This window comes from Streptomyces sp. NPDC060049, from assembly GCF_042736715.1.
Lineage (GTDB): Bacteria > Actinomycetota > Actinomycetes > Streptomycetales > Streptomycetaceae > Streptomyces.
The window spans coordinates 380,570-398,725 of the sequence record NZ_JBHWVV010000006.1; the positions used below are offsets into that span (position 1 = coordinate 380,570).

Annotated in this window: 13 protein-coding genes; 11 read left to right on the top strand and 2 right to left on the bottom strand. The window is 72.0% G+C overall.

Features of this window, described 5'->3' with window-relative positions; translation table 11 throughout:
• The first annotated feature begins 1 nt into the window (after position 1).
• The 8 genes from ACFWBY_RS14275 (at position 2) to ACFWBY_RS14310 (ending at position 9,814) form a co-directional block, all read left to right on the top strand.
• The gene (locus tag ACFWBY_RS14275) at positions 2–1,531 is read left to right on the top strand and encodes a gamma-aminobutyraldehyde dehydrogenase (RefSeq protein ID WP_385329704.1); all 1,530 of its coding nucleotides are present in this window, start codon (positions 2–4) and stop codon (positions 1,529–1,531) included.
• 73 nt (positions 1,532–1,604) lie between these two features.
• Positions 1,605–2,855 (top strand): spermidine/putrescine ABC transporter substrate-binding protein, encoded by a 1,251-nt coding sequence (locus tag ACFWBY_RS14280; protein WP_385329257.1) that lies wholly within the window; start codon positions 1,605–1,607, stop codon positions 2,853–2,855.
• A gap of 75 nt (positions 2,856–2,930) precedes the next feature.
• On the top strand, positions 2,931–4,082 hold the full coding sequence (locus ACFWBY_RS14285; RefSeq protein ID WP_385329254.1) for an ABC transporter ATP-binding protein: 1,152 nt from the start codon (positions 2,931–2,933) through the stop codon (positions 4,080–4,082).
• Positions 4,079–5,008, top strand: coding sequence for an ABC transporter permease (locus tag ACFWBY_RS14290; protein WP_385329252.1), 930 nt, complete (start codon positions 4,079–4,081; stop codon positions 5,006–5,008). The genes ACFWBY_RS14285 and ACFWBY_RS14290 overlap by 4 nt, the downstream gene beginning before the upstream one ends.
• Positions 5,008–5,814 carry an ABC transporter permease gene (locus tag ACFWBY_RS14295; protein ID WP_385329248.1) on the top strand — a complete coding sequence of 269 codons (807 nt, stop codon included), beginning with the start codon at positions 5,008–5,010 and terminating at the stop codon, positions 5,812–5,814. Before ACFWBY_RS14290 ends, ACFWBY_RS14295 begins: the two co-directional genes overlap by 1 nt.
• A 22-nt stretch (positions 5,815–5,836) precedes the next feature.
• Positions 5,837–7,255: an NAD(P)/FAD-dependent oxidoreductase gene (locus tag ACFWBY_RS14300; RefSeq protein ID WP_385329245.1), complete on the top strand. Its 1,419-nt coding sequence runs from the start codon at positions 5,837–5,839 to the stop codon at positions 7,253–7,255.
• A gap of 152 nt (positions 7,256–7,407) precedes the next feature.
• Positions 7,408–7,872 carry a hypothetical protein gene (locus tag ACFWBY_RS14305; RefSeq protein WP_385329243.1) on the top strand — a complete coding sequence of 155 codons (465 nt, stop codon included), beginning with the start codon at positions 7,408–7,410 and terminating at the stop codon, positions 7,870–7,872.
• 100 nt (positions 7,873–7,972) lie between these two features.
• A complete protein-coding gene (locus ACFWBY_RS14310) occupies positions 7,973–9,814 on the top strand; it encodes a chitinase (protein ID WP_385329241.1) in 1,842 nt (613 codons plus the stop codon).
• Here ACFWBY_RS14310 and ACFWBY_RS14315 read toward each other — a convergent pair.
• Positions 9,799–10,311 (bottom strand): phosphatase PAP2 family protein, encoded by a 513-nt coding sequence (locus ACFWBY_RS14315; protein ID WP_385329238.1) that lies wholly within the window; start codon positions 10,309–10,311, stop codon positions 9,799–9,801. The two genes, ACFWBY_RS14310 and ACFWBY_RS14315, sit on opposite strands and share 16 nt — an antisense overlap.
• A gap of 432 nt (positions 10,312–10,743) precedes the next feature.
• Positions 10,744–12,078 carry a 4-aminobutyrate--2-oxoglutarate transaminase gene (gabT, locus tag ACFWBY_RS14320; RefSeq protein ID WP_385329235.1) on the bottom strand — a complete coding sequence of 445 codons (1,335 nt, stop codon included), beginning with the start codon at positions 12,076–12,078 and terminating at the stop codon, positions 10,744–10,746.
• A gap of 242 nt (positions 12,079–12,320) precedes the next feature.
• Here gabT and ACFWBY_RS14325 point away from each other — a divergent pair, with 242 nt between their 5' ends.
• From ACFWBY_RS14325 to ACFWBY_RS14335, 3 genes are all read left to right on the top strand, one after another.
• Positions 12,321–14,729 carry an ATP/GTP-binding protein gene (locus ACFWBY_RS14325; RefSeq protein WP_385329233.1) on the top strand — a complete coding sequence of 803 codons (2,409 nt, stop codon included), beginning with the start codon at positions 12,321–12,323 and terminating at the stop codon, positions 14,727–14,729.
• A gap of 140 nt (positions 14,730–14,869) precedes the next feature.
• Positions 14,870–16,450, top strand: coding sequence for a PucR family transcriptional regulator (locus ACFWBY_RS14330; RefSeq protein WP_385329231.1), 1,581 nt, complete (start codon positions 14,870–14,872; stop codon positions 16,448–16,450).
• A gap of 207 nt (positions 16,451–16,657) precedes the next feature.
• Positions 16,658–18,103 carry an aldehyde dehydrogenase family protein gene (locus tag ACFWBY_RS14335; RefSeq protein WP_385329228.1) on the top strand — a complete coding sequence of 482 codons (1,446 nt, stop codon included), beginning with the start codon at positions 16,658–16,660 and terminating at the stop codon, positions 18,101–18,103.
• Positions 18,104–18,156 lie beyond the last annotated feature (53 nt).

The following is an 18,156-nucleotide window of genomic DNA, read 5'->3' on the forward strand; positions in this document are numbered from 1 at the left end:
GATGGGCAACCGCTTCCAGGTCAAGGACCAGGTCAAGGACCGCTTCGCCGAGGGCGCGCAGTACATCGACGGGCAGCTGCGTCCCGGAACCTCCGGGCGGTCACACACCGTGATCGACCCGGCGACGGGCGAGGAGGTGCTCACCTACGAGCTGGCCTCCACCGAGGACGTCGACGCGGCCGTCGCCGCCGCCAAGCGTGCCTTCCCCGGCTGGTCGGGCGCCACCCCGGCCGAGCGCTCCGACGCGCTGCACCGGCTGGCCGCAGTGCTGGCCGAGCACGCCGAGGACTTCGCGTACGCCGAGTCCCTGCAGTGCGGGAAGCCGGTCAAGCTGTCCACCGGGTTCGACGTGCCGGGGACCATCGACAACACCGCGTTCTTCGCCGGCGCCGCACGCCACCTCCAGGGGCAGGCCGCCGGCGAGTACTCCGGGGACCACACCTCCTACGTGCGCCGCGAGGCGATCGGGGTCGTGGGCTCCATCGCGCCGTGGAACTACCCGCTGCAGATGGCGGCCTGGAAGATCCTCCCGGCGATCGCCGCGGGCAACACCATCGTCCTCAAGCCCGCCGAGCTCACCCCGCTGACCTCCCTGATGTTCGCCCAGGCAGCCAAGGAGGCGGGCCTTCCCGACGGTGTGATCAACATCGTCACCGGCGCCGGCCGGGACGCGGGCGAGCACCTGGTCGGCCACCCGGACGTCGTCATGACCTCCTTCACCGGTTCCACCGCCATCGGCAAGCGGGTCGCCGAGATCGCCACCGCCACCGTCAAGCGGCTGCACCTGGAGCTCGGCGGCAAGGCGCCCTTCCTGGTCTTCGACGACGCCGATCTGGAGGCCGCCGCGAACGGCGCCGTCGCCGCCTCCCTCATCAACACCGGCCAGGACTGCACGGCGGCCACCCGCGCCTACGTCCAGCGCCCGCTGCACGACGCCTTCGTCGCCCGGGTCGCCGAGCTGATGGAGACCGTTCGCCTCGGCGACCCCTTCGAGCCGTCCACGGACCTCGGCCCGCTGGTGTCCCACGCCCAGCGCGACCGCGTCGCCGGTTTCGTCGAGCGCGCCCGCTCGTACGCCACCGTCGTCACCGGCGGTGAGATCCCCGGCGGCGACCTGGCCGACGGCGCCTACTACCGGCCCACCCTGATCTCCGGCGCGGCACAGGACAGCGAGGTGGTCCAGTCCGAGATCTTCGGGCCGGTCCTCGTCGTCCTGCCCTTCGACACCGACGACGAGGGCATCGCGCTGGCCAACGACACCCCCTACGGCCTCGCCGCCTCCGCCTGGAGCCGCGACGTCTACCGGGCGAACCGCGCCACCCGCGAGATCAAGGCGGGCTGCGTGTGGGTCAACGACCACATTCCGATCATCAGCGAGATGCCCCACGGGGGCTACAAGGCGAGCGGCTTCGGAAAGGACATGAGTACGTACTCCTTCGAGGAGTACACGCAGGTCAAGCACGTGATGTACGACAACACCGCGGTTGCCGCGAAGGACTGGCACCGCACGATCTTCGGGGACCGCACCTAACACTTCGCGGCTGCCGCCGCGTGGCACTCGCCGCCCGACCAGCGGCCCGCACCCACCCGAAAGGGCACCTCCCATGGAGCAGTTCGAGCCCGACCGCCTCTCGGCGGCGCAACTCGCCGCGATGCGACGCAGCCTCACCAGCGGACGCGGAGCGCTGACCCGCCGTTCGCTGCTGCGCGCATCCGGAGTCGGTGCGCTCACTCTCGGCGGCCTGTCCACCCTCGCCGGCTGCGGCATCCCGCCCGCCAAGCGCGAGGGCGGCACGGCCGTGGCGTCCGACGACCACTCGGAGCAGGAGAAGGAGCTCAACTTCTCCAACTGGACCGAGTACATGGACACCAGCGAGGACGAGAAGTCCCGCCCCACGCTGGAGGAGTTCACCAAACGGACCGGGATCAAGGTCAAGTACACCGAGGACATCAACGACAACGTCGAGTTCTTCGGCAAGGTCCGCCCGCAGCTCGCCGCGGGCCAGGACACGGGCCGCGACCTGATCGTCGTCACCGACTGGCTCGCCTCGCGCATCATCCGCCTCGGCTGGGCACAGAAGCTGGACCCCTCCCACCTCCCGCACGCCTACGCCAACCTGATCCCGCAGTTCCGCAACCCCGACTGGGACCCGGGCCGCGCGCACAGCTATCCCTGGACCGGCATCGACACCGTGATCGCCTACAACACCAAGGCGACCGACGGGAAGAAGGTCGACTCCGTCACCCAGATGCTCGACGACCCCTCCCTCAAGGGCCGCGTCGGCTTCCTCACCGAGATGCGCGACAGCGTCGGCATGACCCTCCTCGACCAGGGCAAGGACCCGGGGAACTTCACGGACGCCGACTACGACGAGGCGATCGGCCGGCTCCAGAAGGGCGTGGACAAGAAGCAGATCCGCCGCTTCACCGGCAACGACTACACCTCGGACCTCGACAAGGGCGACCTCGCCGCCTGCCTGGCCTGGGCCGGCGACGTCATCCAGCTGCAGGCCGGCAACCCGGACATCCAGTACGCGATCCCGGCGCCCGGCTACATCACCTCCAGCGACAACCTGCTGGTCCCCGTCAAGGCCCGGCACAAGGCCAACGCGGAGAAGCTCATCGACTACTACTACGAGCCCGCGGTGGCCGCCCAGCTCGCCGCCTTCATCAGCTACGTCTGCCCCGTCGAGGGCGTCAAGGACGAGCTGGCCAAGATCGACCCGGCGCTCGCGGACAACGTCCTGATCGTCCCGGACAAGGCGATGGCCGCCAAGTCGCACGCCTTCCGCTCCCTCACCAGCGAGGAAGAGACGGCGTACGAGGAGAAGTTCGCCAAGCTCATCGGAGCCTGACGGGTCCCGCCGCCCCCACGGCCCCCGTACCGGCACTCGTCCCTTCCACGACACCACCACCGAAGGCCCAGGCCCATGACTGACAAGACCGCGGGCGGCGACGTCCGCCTCGCCGGGATCAGCAAGCACTACGGATCCTTCACCGCCGTGCATCCGCTGGATCTCACCATCCCCCAGGGCTCCTTCTTCGCCCTGCTCGGCGCCTCGGGCTGTGGGAAGACCACCACCCTGCGCATGATCGCCGGCCTGGAGGAGCCCTCCACCGGCACCGTGAGCCTCGGCGAGCGCGAGGTCACCCACCTGCCCCCGTACAAGCGCCCGGTCAACACCGTCTTCCAGAGCTACGCCCTCTTCCCGCACCTGGACGTCTCCGAGAACATCGCCTTCGGGCTGCGCCGCCGGGGCATCAAGTCCGTCAAGAAGCAGGTCGACGACATGCTGGAGCTGGTCCAGCTCGGCCAGTTCGCCCAGCGCAAGCCGCACCAGCTCTCGGGCGGCCAGCAGCAGCGCGTCGCCGTCGCCCGCGCGCTCATCAACCACCCCCAGGTACTGCTCCTCGACGAGCCCCTCGGCGCCCTCGACCTCAAGCTGCGCCGCCAGATGCAGCTGGAGCTGAAGAGGATCCAGACCGAGGTCGGCATCACCTTCGTGCACGTCACGCACGACCAGGAGGAGGCCATGACCATGGCCGACACGGTCGCGGTGATGAACGGCGGCCGCGTCGAGCAGCTGGGCGCCCCCGCCGAGCTGTACGAGAACCCGAAGACGACCTTCGTGGCGAACTTCCTCGGCACCTCCAACCTCATCGAGGCCGAGGTCCTGGAGGCCGGAGCCCCGGACGTCGTGGTCGCCTCGGCGGGTACGAAGCTGCGCGTCCCGGCGGCGCGGTGCTCGACCGCGCCCCGCGCCGGCGGAAAGCTGCTCGTCGGGGTGCGCCCGGAGAAGATCTCCCTGGTCCACGCCGACGGGGAGGACACCATCGCGGCGGGCCGCAACAAGGTCGCGGGCAAGATCGCCGCCTCCTCCTTCATCGGCGTCTCCACCCAGTACGTCATCGACAGCCCGGTCTGCCCCGAGCTGGAGGTGTACGTCCAGAACATCGAGCGCGACGCCCGCCTGGTGCCCGGCGCCGACGTGATCCTGCACTGGAACCCCGACCACACCTTCGGCCTCGACGCGGACCAGGACATCGACGCGGGCATCGAGACGGTCGAGGAGAGCGCATGACCGCCCCCGCCGCACTGCCCGAGGCCGCCGTCCCGGCACGGCCACCGGTCCACAAGCCGTCCCTGAAGAAGCGCCTGGTCCCGTACTGGCTGCTGTTCCCGGGCATACTCTGGCTGCTCGTCTTCTTCGTGCTGCCGATGATCTACCAGGCCTCGACGTCGGTGCAGACGGGCTCCCTCGAAGAGGGCTTCGAAGTCACCTGGCACTTCCGGACGTACTGGGACGCCTTCACCGAGTACTACCCGCAGTTCCTGCGCTCGCTGCTCTACGCGGGCACCGCGACGGCGCTGTGCCTGCTCCTCGGGTACCCCCTGGCCTACCTGATCGCCTTCAAGGCGGGGCGCTGGCGGAACCTCCTGCTGGTGCTGGTCATCGCGCCGTTCTTCACCAGCTTCCTCATCCGCACCCTCGCCTGGAAGACGATCCTGGCGGACGGCGGCCCCGTGGTCGCCGTCCTCAACGCCGTCGGCTTCCTGGACGTCACCAGCTGGCTCGGCATGACGCAGGGCGACCGCGTCCTCGCCACGCCCCTGGCCGTCGTCTGCGGTCTGACGTACAACTTCCTCCCCTTCATGATCCTTCCGCTGTACACCTCGCTGGAGCGCATCGACACCCGCCTCCACGAGGCGGCCGGGGACTTGTACGCCCGCCCCGCAACGGTCTTCCGGAAGGTGACCTTCCCGCTCTCCATGCCGGGCGTGGTCTCCGGGACCCTGCTCACCTTCATCCCGGCGAGCGGCGACTACGTCAACGCCGAGCTGCTCGGATCGACGGACACCCGGATGATCGGCAACGTCATCCAGTCGCAGTACCTGCGCATCCTCGACTACCCGACGGCGGCCGCGCTGTCCTTCATCCTCATGGCCATCGTGCTGGTCATGGTCACCATCTACATCCGCCGAGCGGGGACGGAGGACCTGGTCTGATGAAGAGCGCCACCACCTGGCTTCGCCGCAATCTCGTCGTGATCGCGGGGCTCGTCACGCTCGCGTACTTGATCCTGCCGAACGTCGTCGTCACGGTCTTCTCCTTCAACAACCCCACCGGGCGGTTCAACTACGCCTGGCAGGAGTTCTCCCTCGACGCGTGGAAGGACCCGTGCGGAGTCGCCGACATGTGCGCCTCCCTCTCCCTCTCGCTCCAGATCGCGGTCTGGGCCACCATCGGCGCGACCCTCCTCGGCACGGCCATCGCCTTCGCGATGGTCCGCTACCGCTTCCGGGCGCGCGGAGCGGTCAACTCGCTGATCTTCATGCCGATGGCCATGCCCGAGATCGTGATGGCGGCCTCGCTGCTCGCCCTCTTCCTCAACATGGGCATCCAGCTGGGCTTCTGGACGATCCTGATCGCCCACGTCATGTTCTGCCTGAGCTTCGTCGTCGCCGCCGTCAAGGCCCGTGTGCTCTCCATGGACCCCCGGCTGGAGGAAGCCGCCCGCGACCTCTACGCGGGTCCCGCGCAGACCTTCCTGCGCGTCACCCTGCCGATCGCGGCCCCCGGTATCGCGGCGGGCGCGCTGCTCTCCTTCGCGCTCTCCTTCGACGACTTCATCATCACCAACTTCAACTCGGGCAACACCGTCACCTTCCCCATGTTCGTGTGGGGATCGGCCCAGCGCGGTACGCCTGTACAGATCAACGTCATCGGAACGGCGATGTTCGTCATCGCGGTCCTGGTGGTGCTGGCCGGCCAGATGGTCGGCAACCGCCGCAAGAAAGCACAGCCCAAGTAATTCCTGTAGGGAGTTGGAAGACATGGCCCCAGACGCCATGCGCACCGCTGCACGATCTCTTTCCGAAGCCAAGCCGGTCTCGTACTGGCTGGACGACCCCGGCAAGCCCGCCGCCGAGCCCGCCCTCACCGGCGACGAGCACTGCGACCTGCTCGTCATCGGCGGCGGCTACAGCGGCCTGTGGACCGCGCTGCTCGCCAAGGAGCGCGACCCCGCGCGGGACGTCGTCCTGATCGAGGGCCACGAGGCGGGCTGGGCCGCCTCGGGACGCAACGGCGGGTTCTGCGCCGCGTCCCTCACCCACGGCCTCGCCAACGGCATGGCCCGCTGGCCGGACGAGCTGGCGAAGCTGGAGGAGCTCGGCGCGCGCAACCTCGACGCCATCGAGGACGCCGTCGCCCGCTACGGCATCGACTGCGACTTCGAGCGCAGCGGCGAGATCGACGTGGCCACCGAGCCGCACCAGGTCGAGGAGCTGCGCGAGTTCCACGCAGAGGCCGAGCGCCTGGGCCTCACGGGCCGCTCCGAATGGCTGGATCGAGACGCCCTGCGCGCCGAGGTCGACTCGCCGACCTTCCTCGGCGGGATCTGGGACCACGACGGCGTCGCCATGCTGAACCCGGCGAAGCTCGCCTGGGGCCTCAAGCGGGCGTGCCTGGACCTGGGCGTGCGGATCTACGAGAACACGCGCGGGCTGGACCTGGCCGGCTCGGGAGCCGGGATGGCCGTGCGGACCCCCTACGGGCGGATCTTCGCCCGGCGGGTGGCGCTGGGCACCAACATCTTCCCGTCGCTGGTCAAGCGGGTGCGCCCGCTCACCGTCCCGGTGTACGACTACGCGTTGATGACGGAGGAGCTGACCGAGGCGCAGCTGGACTCGATCGGCTGGAAGAACCGGCAGGGGCTCGGTGACAGCGCCAACCAGTTCCACTACTTCCGGATCACCCCGGACCGGCGGATCCTGTGGGGCGGCTACGACGCGATCTACCCCTACGGCGGCAGGCTCGACCCCGACCTCGACCACCGGCCGGAGACGTACCTCAAGCTCGCCGAGCACTTCTTCACCTGCTTCCCGCAGCTTGAAGGGGTGAAATTCAGCCACGCCTGGGGCGGGGCGATCGACACCTGCTCGCGCTTCTCGGCCTTCTTCGGCACCGCGCACGCGGGGAAGGTGGCCTACGCGGCCGGCTTCACCGGGTTGGGCGTCGGAGCCACCCGCTTCGGCGCCGACGTGATGCTCGACCTGCTGGCGGGGGAGCGGACCGAGCGCACGGAGCTGGAGATGGTCCGCTCCAAGCCGATGCCCTTCCCGCCGGAGCCCTTCGCGTGGACCGGGATCACGCTGACCAAGTGGTCGCTGGCCCGGGCGGACCGGCTGGGCGGACATCGGAACCTGTGGCTGAAGGTGATGGACCGCCTCGGTCTCGGCTTCGACAGCTGACGCCCGCACGCACGCCCGGGGTACATCCCGGGCGTCGTGCTGTGACCCGGTTCACTACCACGGAGTAACGAAACCCGCGTCATAGTCGCGCCCGGCACCGCTCTCACAGGTGAGGACTACTCACCGCACACCCAGAGAGCGGAGGCCGGGCGATGACGATCCCGGGGGACAAGACGGCAGTGGAATGGCTGGCCTCGGCGGCACCCGATCCGGACGCCTGCCGCCGGGCGTGGGAGCGCAACCCCCTCGGGGTCGCCCTGCTGCCCGCCGGCCGGCGGTGGGACGTGCTGATCCTGCCCGGGGTGCTGGGGCGGACCACCCTGGAGGTCCTGGACCCGCTGCTGGAGCGGCCCGGCCCGGTGATCGCCGATTTCGGCGACACCCGGCTGGGCTTTTTCGTGCCCGCGGGCACGGCCTCCCGCTGGATCGGGACGGGCGTACGGGGAGCCGGGCACGGGACCTGGATCGTCGTCCCGTATCCCGGCCGGGCGACGGGCGGGGTGCGCTGGCTGGTGGTCCCGGACGGGCGGGGCACGCTCACCGACCCGGCGGTCCTGGAGCTCGCGATGCACGAGGCGGCCGCGATCGTCGTGGGGCGGGGAGGCGGGAAGTCTTGACAAGGGCATTGGTCTGGACCATCTTGGGCGCCGCTGCGCCTTCCCCCGCCGCGCCCCCCATCGCGGCCTGGCTCCATCCCCCCATGCACCGGAGGCAGTTGTGCGCCCCACCAGAAGCACCGCCAGACGCTCGGTCCTGTCCCTCCTTACCGCCGCCGCCCTCGCGGCGGCAGGCCTCCTCGCCGTCGGCCAGCCGGCCGCGGCCGCGGACGCCGACCTCATCCGCAACGGCGGTTTCGAGGCCGGCCTCGACGGCTGGAGCTGCTCCGCCGGCAGCGGAGTCGCCGTCAGCACCCCGGTCCACGGCGGGAGTTCCGCCCTCAAGGGCACACCGGCCAGCCAGGACAACGCCCGCTGCTCCCAGACCGTCACCGTCAAACCCGACTCCGCCTACACGCTGACCGCCTGGGTGCAGGGCGCCTACGTCTACCTCGGCGCGACCGGCACCGGGACCACGGACGCGCAGACCTGGACGCAGACCCCGGGCGCCTACAAGCAGCTGAGCACGAGCTTCCGTACCGGCGCGGCCACCACCTCGGTCACCGTCTACACCCAGGGCTGGTACGGCCAGCCGCCGCAGTTCACGGACGACGTCACCCTCGTCGGCCCCGACCCCGGCGGTTCCGGACCCGGCCAGCCCCAGCCCCCGGCCGCCCCCACCGGCCTGACGGCGTCCGCGGCCTCCCCGACCTCGGTCGGCCTCTCCTGGACGGCGGCGACCGGCGCCACCTCGTACAAGGTCTACCGCGACGGCGCGAACCCGACCACCGTGAGCGGGACGTCGGCGACGGTCACCGGCCTCACGGCTTCCACGACGTACTCCTTCCAGGTCAGCGCGGTGAACGCGGCCGGCGAATCGCCCAAGGGCGCCGCCGCCGCGGTGACGACGCCGAGCGGAGGCGGTGGCAACCCGGGCAACCCGGGCCTGCCCGCCCACGCGCTCGTCGGCTACCTGCACTCCAGCTTCGCCAACGGCTCCGGCTACGTCCGGATGGCCGACGTGCCCGCCTCGTGGGACGTCATCAACCTGGCCTTCGGCGAGCCGACCTCGGTGGCCTCGGGCGACATCCGCTTCCAGCTCTGCCCGGTGAGCGAGTGCCCGAACGTCGAATCGGCCGCCGAGTTCAAGGCGGCGATCAAGGCCAAGCAGGCCGCGGGCAAGAAGGTCCTGATCTCGATAGGCGGCCAGAACGGCCAGGTCCAGCTGGGCACCACGGCGGCCCGCGACGCCTTCGTCTCCTCCGTCGGCAAGATCATCGACGAGTACGGGCTGAACGGCCTCGACATCGACTTCGAGGGCCACTCCCTCTCCCTGGCGACGGGCGACACCGATTTCCGCACCCCCACCACCCCGGTGATCGTCAACCTGATATCCGCCGTGAAGACCCTCAAGGCCAAGTACGGCCCGGACTTCGTCCTGACCATGGCCCCCGAGACCTTCTTCGTCCAGCTGGGCTACCAGTACTACGGCTCCGGCCCCTGGGGCGGCCAGGACCCGCGCGCCGGGGCGTACCTCCCGGTCATCCACGCCCTGCGCGACGACCTGACCCTGCTCCACGTCCAGGACTACAACTCGGGCTCGATCATGGGCCTCGACAACCAGTACCACTCCATGGGCGGCGCCGACTTCCACATCGCCATGACCGACATGCTGCTCACCGGCTTCCCGGTCGCGGGCAACGCCGCACGCGTCTTCCCGCCGCTGCGGGCGGACCAGGTCGCCATCGGCCTCCCGGCGACGACCAACGCGGGCAACGGCCACACCTCCCCGGCGGAGGTCGCCAAGGCGCTGGACTGCCTGACGAAGAAGGCGAACTGCGGGTCGTACCAGACCCACGGCACCTGGCCCGCCCTGCGCGGCCTGATGACCTGGTCCATCAACTGGGACCGCTTCGGCAGTTGGGAGTTCTCGAAGAACTTCGACGCCTACTTCGGCTCCTGACAGGCCGCCGACCGCCCCGGCGTGGCCCACCGCACCCCGAGGAGCAGGGGGGTGCACATCAGGAGGCTGGCCAGGACGTCCAGGGGCCAGTGGTAGCCGCGCAGGACCAGGCCCGCCGAGGTGAGGGCGGTGAGGGCGGCCGCGACGGCGAGGGGCCATCGGCGGCCCAGGCGGGGCGTGACGAGCAGGGCCGCGGCCGTGTACGCCACGTACGCGGTGGCCGTGTGGCCCGAGGGGTAGTAGCTGGTGGCCCAGGGCTCCAGCGGGCCCGGGCGGCCGGTCCACTCCTTCAGCGGGGCGACCAGGGCCGGCACCATGGCCATGGCCAGCGCCGCGGCCGCCGCGCCCCGCCGATCGCCGCGCAGGGCGGCGTAGAGGACCGCGAGGAGCAGGACCGGGACCGCGACCGGGATGTTGCCGAAGTCGGAGAGGCGCTGGGTGACCGCGTCCGGGACGGTGCGCACGAGGGCGCGGCTGAGGCGGGCGTCCGGGGTCAACAGGGGGCCCGATACGAGGACCTGCCAGGTGATCAGGGCGAAGAGCGCGGCGCAGAGCGCGGCCAGGAGAGTGGCCGGCCGTCCCGGAACAGGGGGGGTGGTTCCGGGACGGCCGCCCGGATCGGGTTGCCGGGCGCCCCGGGGGGTTTGGGGCGAGCGGCCGTCCGATCGGTGAGGAGTGTGCGCGAACGCATGCCCAGTACGGCGCTGGGGAAGCCCGTTACTGGTATCGCTCCCGGTTTCCCCGGAGCGGGCTGTCTCACTCATCTGCAGAAACCGTACGCCAGCGGAACGGGGACCGACAGCCGGAAAACGCTCCCGCCATCGGCCCCCCACACGTTCTTCACAGTGCCCGACCGTTACCCGCGGTAGTGGTCGAGAAGTGATCGAGCAATGCACCCGTCCGTTCTACCGCGCGTGTCAGACGTTCGATCAGATGGCCGCGAACGCGGCCTCGATGACGTCCAGACCCTCGTTCAGCAGGTCCTCGCCCATGACGAGCGGCGGGAGGAAGCGGAGCACGTTGCCGTAGGTGCCGCAGGTGAGGACGAGCACGCCCTCGGCGTGGCAGGCCTTGGCGAGCGCGCCGGCCGCCTCGGGGAACGGGGTCTTGGAGACGGGGTCCTTGACGAGCTCGATCGCGATCATGGCGCCGCGGCCGCGGATGTCGCCGATGATGTCGTACTTCTCCTGCATGGCCGTCAGGCGGGCCTTCATGAGGGACTCGATCTTCTTCGCCGCGGCGTTGAGGTCGAGCTCCTTCATGGTCTCGATGGAGCCCAGCGCACCGGCGCACGCCACCGGGTTGCCGCCGTAGGTGCCACCCAGGCCACCCGCGTGCGCGGAGTCCATGATCTCGGCGCGGCCGGTCACGGCGGCGAGCGGCAGGCCGCCCGCGATGCCCTTGGCGGTGGTGATCAGGTCCGGGACGATGCCCTCGTCCTCACACGCGAACCACTGGCCGGTGCGGCAGAAGCCGGACTGGATCTCGTCGGCGACGAAGACGATGCCGTTGTCGTTGGCGAACTTCACGATCGCCGGGAGGAAGCCCTTGGCCGGCTCGATGAAGCCGCCCTCGCCGAGGACCGGCTCGATGATGATCGCGGCGACGTTCTCGGCGCCGATCTGCTTGCTGATCTGGTCGATCGCCTGGGCGGCGGCCTCGGGGCCGCAGTTCTCGGCGCCGGTCGGCCAGCGGTAGCCGTAGGCGACCGGGACGCGGTAGACCTCGGGGGCGAACGGGCCGAAGCCCTGCTTGTACGGCATGTTCTTCGAGGTCAGCGCCATCGTGAGGTTCGTACGGCCGTGGTAGCCGTGGTCGAAGACGACGACGGCCTGGCGCTTGGTGTACACGCGGGCGATCTTGACGGCGTTCTCGACGGCCTCGGCGCCGGAGTTGAACAGCGCCGACTTCTTCGCGTGGTCGCCCGGGGTGAGCTCGGCGAGCGCCTCGCAGACCTCCACGTAGCCCTCGTAGGGGGTCACCATGAAACAGGTGTGGGTGAAGTCGGCGAGCTGCGCGGAGGCGCGGCGCACGACGGCCTCGGCGGAGGCGCCGACCGAGGTCACGGCGATGCCGGAGCCGAAGTCGATCAGGCGGTTGCCGTCGACGTCCTCGATGATGCCGCCGCCCGCACGGGCCGTGAAGACGGGGAGCACGGAGCCCACGCCGCCGGCCACCGTCGAAAGGCGGCGGGCCTGCAGCTCCTGCGACTTGGGGCCGGGGATCGCGGTGACGATGCGGCGCTCCTGCGGAACAGCGGTCATAGGGGGCTCCTGGGGGGGTGTTTTCGGACGCACTTGTGTCTTTGTCCGCAGGCTAGGCCCGGGAGGCGGGGTCCTGCATGCTCCGTTCGGGAGTGGTGTCCGCGTGTCCTTGTCCGTGACGGCCATAGGAGGGAACCGGCACGTCTCCTGTGGATCATGGCCGGGCGCGGGCCGCAGGGCGGCGCCGCCCACTAGATTGAGCGCGCAGCACAGTGCGGTAACGGGCAGGGGGCAGGGGTTACATGGACACCGACGGCACGCACGGCACGCAGGGGCAGCGGGCTCCGCGCGCGACCGGGCACGTCCCCCGCCCGGCGGGACCGCCGGCGCCCCCGGTCCCTTCCGGCCCGCCGGCCCCCCCGCCGATGCCCGCGCACGCGCCGGCCGCTCCGGTCCACGCCCCGGCGGCGGCCCCCGCCCTCGCCGACTGGCTGCGCGTCCCGCGCCCGGACGCCGGCCCCGGCATCTGGCGCCACGCCTACGTGCCGCCCGCGCCGCGGCCCGAGACGGCCGACGCCTCCCTGCTCAAGCGGGTCGGGATCTCGCTCGTGATCTGCTTCGTGGTCTGGCGCCTCTTCGTGGACGGCGCCCTGCCCCTGGTGGGCGTACCCCTCGACCTCTTCACCCCCGATGACTGGTGGACCAACGGGCTGCGGCGCGAGCCCGTCGACCACCGGGGCACGGCCGCCACCGAGCTCTACGAGCTGCTGGTCACCGGCGGCATGCTCCTCGCGTTCGCCCGGCTCGGCGGCTGGCGGACCGCCTTCGACCGGCTCGTCGTGGCCCGCGGCCCCTGGTACCGCGCGTTGGGCGCCCTGATCGGCGCCCTCGTCGTGGTCCTGCTCGTCGTGAGCGAGACCCTGCCGGTCTACCCGCTGGCCTTCGGCCACCTGCCCTACGCGGAGCTCGGCGGCTCGGCGGGGCCGGTCGTCACCTACCTCCTCTACGCGGCGGTCTACCTCCCCGTCATCCTCTTCTTCGGACGGCTCGGCGACTGGGCCGGGCTGGCGCACGGAGCCCTCGCCGGCCCCGCCGCCGAGCCCCCCGCCACCCCCCTCCCGGCCGGGCAGGCCGCCGCGGACGACCCCGCCGGCTGGCCGCAGCTGCGCGCCGCCGGGTTCGCGGAGACCGCCGACCGGCTGGCCGCCGAAGCCGCCGCCGGGCGCATGAACGACGTCGACCACGTGCGGATCCGGCGGGCCTGGGACTCCGTGCTCGCCGACCCCGGGCGGCGCCACGCCTTCGTCCAGGCCGTGCGGGACAAAGGCCCCGCCGCCTGCGGGCACCCCTCCGGAGCCCGCGACCTGCCCGTCCGCGCGGCCCGGCACGACCTGCTCGTCGGCCAGGTCCGCCTCGGGACCGTCACCGACACCGAACCCAACCCCTTCGAGCGCCGGGGGACCGGCCTGGCCCTGGACCCCGCCCTCCTCGGGACCTCGGTGCTCGCCGTCGGCCCCTCCGGAGCGGGCAAGACCTCCCGGCTGGTCCGCCCGGTCGTCGAATCGCTCATGCTCCAGGCCCTGGCCGGCGAAGCCGCCGTCATCACCGTCGCCGCCGCCGGGACGCCGCTCGGGCCCGACGGGGCCTACGACATCGTCGTCCGCCTCGGCGACTCCTCGTCCGTCCACGACCTCGACCTCTACGGCGGCGCCACCGACCCCGACGAAGCGGCCTCCGTCCTCGCCGAGGCGTTCGTCGGCGACCTCCCCGGCATCGACGTACGCCGCTGCGCCACGGCCCTCGCACAGCTCCTCGGCCCCTTCCGGGCCGCGTACGGCCGCTTCCCCACGGTGGCCGAGCTGCGGGAGCTGCTCGACGGGCGGCCCGCCGCGGTCGACGCCCTGCGCGAAGTCCTGGAGCGCGCGGGCCGCCAGGCCATGCTGCGCGAGCTCGACGCCCGGACCCGGCAGCACGGGGCCCACGGCGACCCCGGCCCCGTCCTCGCCGACCGGGTGGCGCTGCTGGACCGGCCCGCCTTCCACGGGTTCTTCGACACCACCGGCGCCGGCCGGCCCTTCTCCCCGCGCGCCCTCGAACACCCCGTCCGGGTCCGCGTCGACCTGCCCGAGCGCGCCCACGCGGACGCCTCCCGGCTGCTGGCCCGGCTGCTGCTCGCCCAGTTCAACGCCTCGGTCGCGGCGCGCACCGACCGCTCCCTGTTCGCCTTCCTCGCCTTCGACGACGCCTCGCGCACCCTCACGCCCGAGACCGTGCGCGGTGTACAGCGGCTCCGCTCGGCGAACGCGGGGGTCCTGCTGACGCTGCGCACCCTGGACGACGTACCGGAACCGCTGCGCACCCCGCTGCTCGGGGCGGTCGGCTGCCGGGTGGCCTTCTCCGGCGTCACCACCTGGGACGGCAAGTGGTTCGCCGACGCCTGGGGGACCGAGGTGGTCGAGACGCGGGACGTCACCAGCCGGACGGTCTACGCCGACCGCCCGATGACCAGGGCCGTGCACACGCTGCGCAAGATGATCACCGGCAAGGCCGTCACCACCGACGCGGTCACCGTGCGGCAGGTCGAGCGGGAGCGCTGGTCCGCCTCCGCCCTCGCCAACACCGTGCCCCCCGGCCACGCCGTGCTCTCCCTCACCTCCGTCCGCGGCGAGCGGGCCGCACCGCTGTTGGTGCGGCTCGGGGGTACGAGCTGAGGCGACCCGTACGGGGTGGCAGAATCAAGGTGAGCCGTTCGTACGCCACGGCGAAAACCGGTGGGGGCGTCCACGGCGAGAATCCCGCGTCGCCACCTCGCCGCCGAAACCCCCTCCTCCCCTAAGGCGCCCCGGTACCCATGCCGCTCACCCTCGCCTCACTCGTCCAGCACTCGGCGCTCAAACTCAGCGTCCGGGCCGGCGAGGGCCGCCTCGACACCGCCGTGCGCTGGGCCCACGTCAGCGAGCTCGCCGACCCCGTCCCCTACATGGAGGGCGGGGAACTCCTCCTCATCACCGCGATGAAGCTCGACGCGGAGGACCCCGAGGAGATGCGGCGCTACGTACGAAGGCTCGCCGCGGCCGGGGTCGTCGGCATCGGCTTCGCCGTCGGCGTCAACTACGACGCCGTGCCCGAGGCGCTGGTCGAAGCCGCCCGGGCCGAGGACCTGCCCCTGCTGGAAGTGCCCCGGCGCACCCCCTTCCTCGCCATCAGCAAGGCCGTCTCCGCCGCCCTCGCCGCCGACCAGTACCGGGCCGTGACCGCCGGCTTCGAGGCGCAGCGGGAGCTGACGCGGGCCGCACTGTCCGCCGACGGCCCCGCCGAGCTGCTGACGAAGCTGGCGGCGCACGTACACGGCTGGGCCGCCCTGTACGACACCTCCGGCGCCGTCGTCGCGGCCGCGCCCGACTGGGCCGCGCGCAGGGCGGCCCGCCTGACCCCCGACGTGGAGCGGCTGCGCGAGCGCCCGGCGCCCGCCAGTGCCGTGGTCGGCGGCTCCGAGGACCGGGTCGAGCTGCAGTCCCTGGGCACCGGGCGGCGGGCGCGCGGTGCCCTCGCCGTCGGCACCGCGGCCCCGCTCGGCACGGCGGAGCGCTACGCGGTCCACTCGGCGGTGGCTCTCCTGACCCTCACCACGGAACGCTCCCGTTCCCTGCACGACGCCGAGTCCCGGCTCGGCGCGGCGGTGCTGCGCATGCTGCTCGCCGGTCAGGCGGACCACGCGCGGGCCGTGGCCGGGGACCTGTACGGGGCCCTGCTGGAGGCCCCGTTCCGGATCGTCGTGGCGGAGCCTGCGCAGGCGGGGACCGCGCAGCCGCACGGCCTCGCCCAGCTGGCCGACGCCGCGGAGTCGGCGGCGGCGCGCACGGGGGAGGCCCTGCTGGTGGTGCCGGAGGCCGGGCGCCTCGTGGTCCTGGCGGCCGACGGGGGATCCGCCGTGCAGGCGTGCGCCGAGTACGCGCGGGCGCTGGAATCGCGGCGGGGGCGGGACGCGGGCGAACCCGAGCCGGACGAACCGGTGATCGGCCTATCGGCGGCGGCCCTGGCCTCCGGCGTGGCCGCGGCCTTCAAACAGGCCGACCAGGCCCTCGCCGTGGCCCGCCGCCGCGGCCGCGCGATGGTCGAGCACGAGGAGCTCGCGGCCGGCTCGGTCCTCCCCCTGCTCGCCGACGACGCGGTGCGGGCCTTCGCGGACGGCACGCTGCGCGCGCTGCGCGAGCACGACGAGAAGGGCCGGGGCGACCTGCTGGCCTCGCTCCAGGCCTGGCTCTCGCGCCACGGCCAGTGGGACGCGGCGTCGGCCGACCTCGGCGTCCACCGCCACACGCTGCGCTACCGGATGCGGCGCGTGGAGGAGATCCTCGGCCGCTCCCTGGACGACCCGGACGTCCGCATGGAGCTCTGGCTGGCACTGAAGGCCACCTCGACCCCGGTATAGCCGGACGACCTCTACGGACTCCCACGGTCGCCCGTACGGGCGACCTGCGGACGGGCCCCGCACGCGCGGCGTCGGCGCCGACACTGACAAAGCGGCGCGCCACGCCGGACACGTACTCCATGCCGGACAAACACCGAATCCGCGCCGGAGTCCTACGGTGGAGGGGACAAGGACCCACCGCACACACTCCGAAGGGCCGGGATCAGCATGACCTCCACCCACGCCTTCTGGCTCGCCGGACGCCAGGCCACCGGCGACGACAGCCTCGACGTCCACTCCCCGTGGGACGGCCGTCTCGTCGGTACCGTGAGCGTCCCCACCGACGCCCAGGTCGAGGAGGCCGTGGCCGCGGCCCACGCCGTGACGGCGGAGTTCTCCGCGACCCCCGCCCACGTACGCGCCGAGGCCCTGGCCCACGTCGCGCGCCGGCTCGCCGAGCGCACCGAGGAGATCGCCCTGCTGATCTCCGCCGAGAACGGCAAGCCCATCAAGTGGGCCCGCGGTGAGGTCGGCCGTGCGGTGTCCGTGTTCCGTTTCGCCGCCGAGGAGGCCCGCCGCTTCAACGGCGGAGAGGCCCAGCGCCTGGACACCGACGCCGGTGGCGTCGGCCGCCTCGCCCTGACCCGCCGCTTCGTCAAGGGCCCGGTCCTCGGCATCGCGCCGTTCAACTTCCCGCTGAACCTGTGCGCCCACAAGGTGGCCCCCGCCATCGCCGTCGGCGCGCCGATCATCCTGAAGCCCGCCCCGGCCACCCCGCTCTCCGGTCTGATCATCGGTGAGCTGCTGGCCGAGACCGACCTGCCGGTCGGTTCCTGGTCCGTGCTCCCCGTCGCCAACGACAAGATGCCGGAGCTGGTCAAGGACGAGCGCCTGCCCGTCATCTCCTTCACCGGTTCCGACAAGGTCGGCTACGCCATCCAGCAGGCCGTGCCCCACAAGCACTGCACCCTGGAGCTCGGCGGCAACGCCGCGGCCGTCGTCCTGGAGGACTGGGCCTCGGAGGCCGACCTCGACTGGGCCGCGACCCGCATCGCCACCTTCTCGAACTACCAGGCCGGCCAGTCCTGCATCGGCGTCCAGCGCGTCATCGCCGACGCCGCCGTCTACGACCGCCTCGTCGAGAAGGTCGTCGCCAAGGTCCAGGAGCAGGTCACCGGCGACCCGAACGACTCGGCGACCGACGTCGGCCCCCTCGTCTCCGAGGACGCCGCCAAGCGCGTCGAGTCCTGGGTCGACGAGGCCGTCGCCGCCGGAGCCAAGCTGCTCACGGGCGGCAAGCGCGAGGGTGCCTCGTACGCGCCCACCGTCGTCTCCGAGGTGCCCGAGGGCGTCACCCTGGCCACCGAGGAGGTCTTCGGGCCGGTCCTGACCCTGCGCAAGGTCGAGAACACCGACGAGGCCTTCGCCGCCGTCAACGACTCGAAGTTCGGCCTCCAGGCGGGCGTCTTCACCCGGAACATCCAGAGCGCGTTCCGTGCCCACCGCGAGCTGGAGGTCGGCGGCGTGATCGTCGGCGACGTCCCGTCCTACCGCGCCGACCAGATGCCGTACGGCGGGGTCAAGCAGTCCGGCGTGGGCCGCGAGGGCGTGCGCTACGCGATGGACGACTACACGTACGAGCGGGTCCTGGTCCTCAGCGGCCTTGACATCTGACCGAACCCGTACGTCGAAGAGCAGACGGCCGGAGCCCACTGTGCGGGGGCTCC

Excerpts from the sequence above, each read along its gene's own strand:
- ACFWBY_RS14275 (WP_385329704.1), top strand. The coding sequence starts at position 2 with ATGGGCAACCGCTTCCAGGTCAAGGACCAGGTCAAGGACCGCTTCGCC.
- ACFWBY_RS14280 (WP_385329257.1), top strand. The coding sequence starts at position 1,605 with ATGGAGCAGTTCGAGCCCGACCGCCTCTCGGCGGCGCAACTCGCCGCG.
- ACFWBY_RS14285 (WP_385329254.1), top strand. The coding sequence starts at position 2,931 with ATGACTGACAAGACCGCGGGCGGCGACGTCCGCCTCGCCGGGATCAGC.
- ACFWBY_RS14290 (WP_385329252.1), top strand. The coding sequence starts at position 4,079 with ATGACCGCCCCCGCCGCACTGCCCGAGGCCGCCGTCCCGGCACGGCCA.
- ACFWBY_RS14295 (WP_385329248.1), top strand. The coding sequence starts at position 5,008 with ATGAAGAGCGCCACCACCTGGCTTCGCCGCAATCTCGTCGTGATCGCG.
- ACFWBY_RS14300 (WP_385329245.1), top strand. The coding sequence starts at position 5,837 with ATGGCCCCAGACGCCATGCGCACCGCTGCACGATCTCTTTCCGAAGCC.
- ACFWBY_RS14305 (WP_385329243.1), top strand. The coding sequence starts at position 7,408 with ATGACGATCCCGGGGGACAAGACGGCAGTGGAATGGCTGGCCTCGGCG.
- gabT (WP_385329235.1), bottom strand. The coding sequence starts at position 12,078 with ATGACCGCTGTTCCGCAGGAGCGCCGCATCGTCACCGCGATCCCCGGC.
- ACFWBY_RS14325 (WP_385329233.1), top strand. The coding sequence starts at position 12,321 with ATGGACACCGACGGCACGCACGGCACGCAGGGGCAGCGGGCTCCGCGC.
- ACFWBY_RS14330 (WP_385329231.1), top strand. The coding sequence starts at position 14,870 with ATGCCGCTCACCCTCGCCTCACTCGTCCAGCACTCGGCGCTCAAACTC.
- ACFWBY_RS14335 (WP_385329228.1), top strand. The coding sequence starts at position 16,658 with ATGACCTCCACCCACGCCTTCTGGCTCGCCGGACGCCAGGCCACCGGC.